The following is a 7938-nucleotide window of genomic DNA, read 5'->3' on the forward strand; positions in this document are numbered from 1 at the left end:
AGGCTTTGTTCAAACCAATTGCCCTAAGGAGCGTTCCCATGAGTGTCGCCAATCTTCGCCCCAATATCGACCATTGGTCCGAGCGTGTGGACATGGCCGCGACGTTCCGCTGGACCGAGCGTCTGAACTTGCACGAGGCCGTTGCCAACCATTTCAGCCTTGCGGTGAACGAGGACGGCACGCAGTTCCTGATGAACCCCAATCAGATGTATTTCGGGCGTATCCGGGCCTCGGACCTGTTGCTGTTGGATGCCAATGATCCGGATGTCATGAGCCAACCCGGCGCGCCGGACCCGACCGCTTGGGGGCTTCACGGGTCGATCCATCGCCACTGCCCGCATGCACGGTGTGTCATGCATGTGCATTCGATCTTTGCCACTGTGCTGGCATCGCTGGCGGACAGCAACATGCCCCCTATCGACCAGAACACGGCCACTTTCTACAACCGTTATGTGATTGATGAGGAATTCGGTGGTCTGGCGTTTGAGAGCGAGGGGGAACGCTGCGCCTCAATGCTGTCGGACCCGAAGAAAAAGGTCATGATCATGGGCAACCATGGAGTTCTGATCATCGGCAGCGACCCGGCAGATGCCTTTAATAGACTCTATTATTTCGAGCGCGCCGCCGAAACCTACATTCGTGCGCTGCAAACGGGCCAACCGTTGCGCGTCCTATCCGATGAGATCGCCGAGAAGACCGCGCAAGAGCTGGACGACTACCCCGATCAAGCACAAGCGCATCTGCGTGAGATCAAAGCTCTGCTCGATGCCGACGGCTCGGACTACGCAACCTGACCCAACAGACAAAAGTGACTGCCATGACCGATACTGCTCAGGACCCGGAAGCCGCCCGTTGGAATTATCACCCCGAAGGACCGGTGGGGTTGAACCCGCTGTTCACTTGGCCGCTCCGCCCGGCGGCGGTTGTAAAATGGTATGGCGGGGCGTGGTTGCAGATCACCTCGCTGACCCTGTGCATGACACTGGCCGTGATCGCCTATGTCCTGTTCTTCCCCGGATTGGACGCGATGAAGAGCTTCTCTGCGGGGTGGATGTTCCGGATTTGGCTGCTGAATATGGTGCCGCAAATTCTGGTCGCAGGCGGTTTGCACTGGTGGCTTTACATGCGCAAAGGGCAGGGCATGTACAAAAAGTTTGATCGCCGTGATCTGACCCGGGACAACGGCAACTTCACCTTCCGCAATCAGGTCCTCGACAATATTTGGTGGACCTTGGGCAGCGCGATGACAGTGGCGACCGTTTATCAGTGGGTGATCTTTTGGGCGATGGCCAATGGTTATGTGCCGACCGTGACATGGTCCAGCGCGCCGGTTTGGTTTGTTCTGTGGATGTTGCTGATTCCCATGTGGTCCGGCCTGCATTTCTATTGGGTGCATCGGCTGGAGCATCACCCGAAACTATATAAACATGTGCACGCGGTGCATCACCGCAACGTGAATATCGGGCCCTGGTCGGGTATCTCAAACCATTGGTATGAGAACATTCTCTACTTCACGACCTATTTTATCCACCTGATCATCCCATCGCATCCGCTGCACCTTCTGTTCCATACCTACTTCCAGCAGATCAGCCCGGTTCTGTCCCATTCCGGTTTCGAGAAGCTGCGGGCGAAAGAGACGGATGCAGCTCGCGCAGGTGATTTCTTCCATCAGCTGCACCACCGCTATTTCGAGTGCAACTACGGAACCTCGGAAATCCCGTTCGACAAGTGGTTCGGCACTTACCATGACGGTTCGGCCGAAGCGACGACGCGCACGCGGGCGTTCAAGAAACAGATGTACACCTAGCGTTTCTGGTCAAAGACCTGATCAGGTCCTCTCGAACAAGGCGACATAGGCCGTGTCGTCCTTGTTCGGACCGGCGGCGAGGTCTCCGTAGATACGGACCTCGGGCAGGGCCAGGTTGATGATCTGGCCCTGCTCAAGTTGCCTGAAGGCGTCGGCAAAGCCCAGTTTCTCATAGTGTTTGGCGTTGATCGAGATGGCAAATTGCGCACCGGGGCGCGCGACGCGCAGCAAGGCGGGCAGGACCTCGGGGCCCAGATGGCCATGGGTGAAGGTGCCAGAGGACACGATACCCGAATAGCTACGGCGCGGCACAGGGATGCCTTGGGTCAGGTCGGCCTCGATCGCGTCGCGATAGGTGTCCTTGCGCATGGCCTGATCCAGCATTTCGGCGCTGATATCCGTGGCGTCGATCGGACCTACGCCCAGATCGGCCAGAACCGCACCACACAGACCGGTGCCTGCGCCGACATCCAGCACCGGGCCTTGCCCTCCGGCTCGCACAAAGGCGCGGGCGGTAAGGATATGCAGTTGATAGTCCTCGCGCGCGGCAAAACCGTCATCATAGTCGCCGGCCCATTCGGCATAGAGGCGCTTGTTGTCGTCCGGCGAAGTCAGCGCGTATGCCGCGTGCAGGTCTGGGGTTTTCTCGCTCATGCCTAAAAGAAAGGCGCATCGCGAGATTCGAATCAAGTGTGTCGACGTGGCGCTTGCATCCCCGGTCTGCTCGGATCATCTAGAGGGCATGACGAACACGCTGTTTTCCTTTGGCCACGGTTATTCTGCCCAAGCCCTGTCGCGCCGCCTGACGCCTGAGGGCTGGCGCGTTGTCGGCACCACGCGGGATGCTGAGGGTACTGACGCTATTCGCGCCTCCGGCGCTGAGCCGTTGATTTGGCCCGGGGACGTGCCAGATCTGGACGGGGTCTCTCATCTGCTGATCTCGACCGCACCGAAGGAGGATGGCGATCCGGTTCTGGCGGCGCTGGGCGCCGAGATCGCCGCGCGCGCAGGGCAGTTCAAATGGGTTGGGTATCTGTCGACCACGGCGATCTACGGTGACCATCAGGGCAACTGGGTGGATGAAACCACGCCACCTGCGCCGACAGCCAAACGCGGGCGCTGGCGTCTACTTGCCGAGGAGCAATGGTCGGCCATTCCCAACTTGCCGATCCATATCTTCCGACTGGCGGGCATCTACGGCCCCGGACGTGGACCGTTCTCCAAGCTCAAGGGCGGTGGGACCCGGCGGATTATCAAACCGGGTCAGGTGTTCTCGCGCATCCATGTGGAGGATATCGCACAGGTTCTCGCGGCCTCGATGGCGGCCCCCAATCCCGGCGCGTTCTATAACGTCTGCGACGATGAACCGGTGCCGCCACAGGATGTGATCGGCTACGCAGCCGAACTGCAGGGCCTGCCGCTACCGCCTGCCGTTCCGTTTGAAGAGGCCGAAATGACGCCGATGGCGCGCAGCTTCTACAGCGAGAACAAGCGGGTTCGAAACAACCGGATCAAGGATGAGCTTGGGGTCAAACTGCTCTACCCCAATTACCGCGTTGGGCTTGAGGCCCTGATGAAGGTCACTGAGCAGCCTTGATCATGTCGGCCGCTTTCTCGGCAATCATGATCGTGGGCGCATTTGTGTTGCCTGAGATAAGCGTTGGCATGACCGAGGCATCGACGACGCGCAACCCTTCGATCCCGTGAACCTTTAGCTCTGGGTCGACCACAGCCATCTCATCCAGCCCCATCTTGCAGGTGCCGACGGGGTGATAGATCGTATCGGCGCGGGCGCGGATATGGCGTTCCCAATCCGCGTCGGTTTCGGCGGTTTCAGTCCCGAACATCTCTTTGTGCCGGTAGGGGGCAAGGGCAGGGGCCCGCATGATGTCGCGCATCATCCGCGCGCCTTTGATCATGGTTTGCAGATCGCGATCATCGGACAGAAACTTGGGATCAATGGCGGGCGCGGCGAAGGGGTCCGCGCTGTGAAGGCCAACGGTGCCGCGGCTTTCGGGCCTTAGCTTGCAGATGTGGCAACTATAGCCATGACCATAGTGCAGCTTGCGGGCGTGATCATCGACCAGAGCAATGGCGAAATGGAGCTGAATGTCGGGACGGTCCAGTTCAGGAGACGTCTTCAGGAACGCGGCCCCTTCGGCAAAGGGGGTCGAGGCCATCGACGACCCGGTTTTGCGCCAGCGCAACAGGTGCCCAATCAGGCGCATGCCTGCCGTCATGCCAATGCCGAAATTGTCGGTATCCTTGGTTTTATAGGCCAGAATGAAATCCAGATGATCTTGCAGGTTCTTACCAACGCCGGGCAGGTCATGACGGACCGCGATTCCGTGCTGGCGCAGCTCTTCTCCGTCGCCGATACCGGACAGCTGCAACAGCTGCGGCGATTGCAGCGCCCCCGCACAAATTAACACCTCTCGTCTGGCCGAGACCGAGATATCCACGCCTTTTGCTTTATTTTTATAGATCACTCCGGTCGCGCGTTTGCCATCGAAGGTCAGCTCTTTGGCATGAGCATGGGTGATGACGGTCAGGTTCGGACGATTCATGACCGGATGCACATAGGCCGCTGCGGCTGAACATCTTTCCCCGTTGCGGGCAGCGTCGTGGAATTGCGTCACCTGATAGAGGCCGACGCCCTCGTTATCGCCGCGATTGAAATCCTCGACGCGGCGGTGCTGCATTTGGCTGGCGGCATCGATGAAGGCGTGGGTGATCGGGCGCGGCTCTTTCTGATCCGACACCTGCAGGGGGCCACTATCGCCATGTAGCTCATCTGCGCCCTGCTCGTTGTTTTCCGAACGTTTGAAGTAAGGCAGAACGTTGTCCCAATCCCAACCGGTGCAGCCCAGATCGGCCCAACTGTCATAGTCCTGCCGCTGCCCGCGTATATAGAGCATGGCATTGATCGCGCTGGAGCCTCCCAAGGCTTTGCCGCGCGGCTGATATCCTTTCCGCCCGTTCAGGCCCGGTTGCGGGACTGTCTCGAACGCCCAATTGCTGATCTTGGGGCGTCCGGGAAGCGTCGACACTACGGCGGCGGGCATACGGATGGCGATATGTTTTCCGGGACCACCGGCCTCAAGCAGGCACACGCTGATGTTCGGGTCCTCGCTCAGGCGACCGGCCAGAACCGATCCGGCCGAGCCTCCGCCGACGATCACATAGTCAAACTCCATCCTGCTGTCCTTATGTCCTGCTCGGGGTCCTTGGCCGCATGTTCGGGCCAGACTGAAAGCGAACAGGAAAGAAGACAATCTGCCTGTGGGCGTTGTGACCCAAGGTTACGGGTCGGAGGATCCGCGTATCATAGGTTTTGGTTATTGTTATTATGAGAAAACAAAATTTTTCTCTATGCCTTTGGTTTGCTAGATTTCCCCCGACACAAGGGTGCAGAGTCGCCCTGATGAATGGGGGCTGCGCCAATTTCGGCGGGCGACCCTTGAAATCCATCAGGGCTACATCTTTCTGTAATCTTGTTCGTTACAGTTAATACCGCGCTGAGCCGCAAGACCTGAGCCAGGATTGGAGATCGATATGGACGGAAGTGATAACCCCAAAGCAGGCGGTTGCCCTGTGATGCATGGCGCTGGCACGCGTTCGAATCGCGACTGGTGGCCCAACCAGCTGAAGCTTTCGATCCTGCACCAGCATGCACCGGCATCGAACCCGATGGGCGCAGATTTCGACTATGCAGAAGAGTTCAAGAAGCTGGATTACAAAGCGCTGAAAGAAGACCTCTATGCGCTGATGACGAATTCCCAGGACTGGTGGCCAGCGGACTACGGTCACTATGGTGGTTTCTTCATTCGGATGGCGTGGCACAGTGCTGGTACGTACCGGACGGCAGATGGCCGTGGCGGCGCCTCGACCGGCAACCAACGTTTTGCTCCGCTGAATAGCTGGCCGGATAACGGCAACCTCGACAAAGCGCGTCGCCTGCTGTGGCCGATCAAGCAGAAATACGGCAACCAGATTTCCTGGGCCGACCTGATGATCTTGGCGGGGAACTGCGCCATCGAGTCGATGGGCGGCAAGACCTTTGGTTTCGCAGGTGGCCGCGAAGACATCTGGGCCCCAGAGGAAGACATCTATTGGGGTTCGGAAACCGAATGGCTGGCCCCGACGGACAACCCACATAGCCGTTACTCGGGCGAGCGTGATCTGGAAAACCCACTGGCTGCCGTGCAGATGGGTCTGATCTACGTGAACCCAGAAGGTCCGGACGGACAGCCCGACGCGCTTGCCTCAGGCCGTGATATCCGCGACACCTTTGGTCGTATGGCGATGAATGACGAGGAAACAGTTGCTCTGGTTGCGGGCGGCCACACCTTTGGTAAGGCGCATGGTGCGGGTGATCCCGATCTGGTTGGTCCCGATCCAGAGGCCGCTCCGATTGAAGAGATGGGCTTTGGCTGGATTAACAAGTTTGGCTCGGGCAAGGGTGACGACACCACCACCTCGGGTATCGAGGGCGCGTGGACGGCCAACCCAACAAAGTGGGACAATGGCTACTTCGACCTGCTGTTCGGTTATGACTGGAACCTGACCAAAAGCCCCTCGGGCGCGTGGATCTGGGAGCCGGTGAATGTCAAAGAAGAAGACATGGCCCCGCAGGCGCATGATTCGTCGAAGAAGGTCAAAACTATGATGACCACCGCCGACATGGCGATGCGTATGGATCCGATCTACGGCCCGATCTCGAAGCGGTTCCACGAGAACCCGGAAGAGTTCGCCGATGCGTTCGCACGCGCCTGGTTCAAGCTGACTCACCGCGACATGGGTCCGCGCTCGGCCTATATCGGCGAAGAAGCCCCTGCTGAAGAGCTGATCTGGCAGGACAACGTCCCCGCAGTGGATCACGATCTGATCGACGACGCGGATGTGGCCGACCTGAAAGCCAAGATCGCGGCCACTGGTCTGTCTGTGTCCGAATTGGTTTCGACCGCTTGGGCCTCGGCTTCGACTTACCGTGGGTCGGACAAGCGGGGCGGTGCCAATGGTGCCCGTATCCGTCTTGCGCCACAGAAAGACTGGGACGTCAACGAACCTATGAAGCTGTCCAAGGCGCTGGGCGCTTTGGAAGGTGTTCAGGCCGCGTTCAACGACGCTCAATCGGGCGGCAAGAAAGTGTCCTTGGCCGATGTGATCGTTCTGGCCGGTGCCGTTGGTATCGAACAGGCGGCCAAAGCCGGCGGTCAGGATGTTGAGGTTCCGTTCACTCCGGGTCGGACCGACGCGTCGCAAGAGCAGACCGATGTCGACAGTTTTGCCGTGATGGAGCCAATCGCAGATGGGTTCCGTAATTACCAGAAGGCCGACTATACCGTCTCGCCCGAAGAGCTGTTAGTCGACCGGGCGCAGCTGCTGACACTGTCCGCCCCCGAAATGACGGCCCTTGTAGGCGGTCTGCGCGTCTTGGGCGCGAATTTCGGTGATAGCAAGCACGGTGTGTTCACCGATCGCGCCGGTGTCCTTAGCAACGACTTCTTCACCAACATTCTGGACATGAGCACAGAATGGAAGCCCTCGGGCAAAGGTGTCTATGAAGGTCGCGACCGCGCCAGCGGTGAGGTCAAGTGGACGGGCACCCGTGTCGATCTGGTCTTCGGCTCCAACTCGCAACTTCGGGCATTGGCCGAGGTCTATGGTCAGGAAGATGCCGAGGGCAAATTCGTCTGTGACTTTGTTTCGGCCTGGAACAAGGTGATGAACGCGGATCGCTTTGATCTGAAGTAAAGGCCTACAACACTCACGAAACAGCGCCGTCCGAGAAGACTCGGGCGGCGTTTCTGTTAGCCTGCCCTGAACGCATACCAAGCATTGGGTACGATTCAGGCGCTTGGCTGTTCGTTGTCAGCTACCCGTGGGGATATAGGCGGAAAAACCGCCAGTAAAATGAAGCTAACCTGTTGCTTTTATTAAGGTAGGAAACTTTCTGCCGAGAAATTTGAAGTTTTTGCAAAATGGGGGTTGCAGGTCCCAGACCTAATCCGTAAATACCCCTTCACCGGCGCTGCTGAGGCGCTGGGGCGCTGCGGAAGCGGCGGGGACGCTCAGGATAGACTGGGGGCATCTGAGGTTGAGTTTTAGGCGGGCGCGCTGAGGGATTG

Annotated in this window: 6 protein-coding genes; 4 read left to right on the plus strand and 2 right to left on the minus strand. The window is 58.8% G+C overall.

Features of this window, described 5'->3' with window-relative positions; genetic code table 11:
* The first annotated feature begins 38 nt into the window (after positions 1–38).
* Positions 39–794 carry a class II aldolase and adducin N-terminal domain-containing protein gene (locus ACR0B5_RS22340; protein WP_480543535.1) on the plus strand — a complete coding sequence of 252 codons (756 nt, stop codon included), beginning with the start codon at positions 39–41 and terminating at the stop codon, positions 792–794.
* 23 nt (positions 795–817) lie between these two features.
* Positions 818–1807, plus strand: a complete 990-nt coding sequence (locus ACR0B5_RS22345; RefSeq protein WP_170680497.1) for a sterol desaturase family protein — start codon at positions 818–820, stop codon at positions 1805–1807.
* A gap of 21 nt (positions 1808–1828) precedes the next feature.
* Here the strand turns inward: ACR0B5_RS22345 and ACR0B5_RS22350 are convergent, their stop codons facing one another.
* Complete coding sequence (locus ACR0B5_RS22350; RefSeq protein ID WP_480543536.1) at positions 1829–2461, minus strand: class I SAM-dependent DNA methyltransferase; 633 nt, start codon at positions 2459–2461, stop codon at positions 1829–1831.
* An 88-nt stretch (positions 2462–2549) separates the two neighbouring features.
* Here ACR0B5_RS22350 and ACR0B5_RS22355 point away from each other — a divergent pair, with 88 nt between their 5' ends.
* Positions 2550–3404, plus strand: coding sequence for an SDR family oxidoreductase (locus ACR0B5_RS22355; RefSeq protein WP_480543538.1), 855 nt, complete (start codon positions 2550–2552; stop codon positions 3402–3404).
* Here ACR0B5_RS22355 and ACR0B5_RS22360 read toward each other — a convergent pair.
* Positions 3388–5004 (minus strand): GMC family oxidoreductase, encoded by a 1617-nt coding sequence (locus ACR0B5_RS22360; RefSeq protein ID WP_480543540.1) that lies wholly within the window; start codon positions 5002–5004, stop codon positions 3388–3390. The two genes, ACR0B5_RS22355 and ACR0B5_RS22360, sit on opposite strands and share 17 nt — an antisense overlap.
* A 358-nt stretch (positions 5005–5362) precedes the next feature.
* Here ACR0B5_RS22360 and katG point away from each other — a divergent pair, with 358 nt between their 5' ends.
* Entirely contained in the window at positions 5363–7564 is a 2202-nt protein-coding gene (katG, locus tag ACR0B5_RS22365; RefSeq protein ID WP_480543542.1) for a catalase/peroxidase HPI, read from the plus strand.
* Positions 7565–7938: the final 374 nt, after the last annotated feature.

This window comes from Ruegeria sp. AG1, assembly GCF_056541705.1.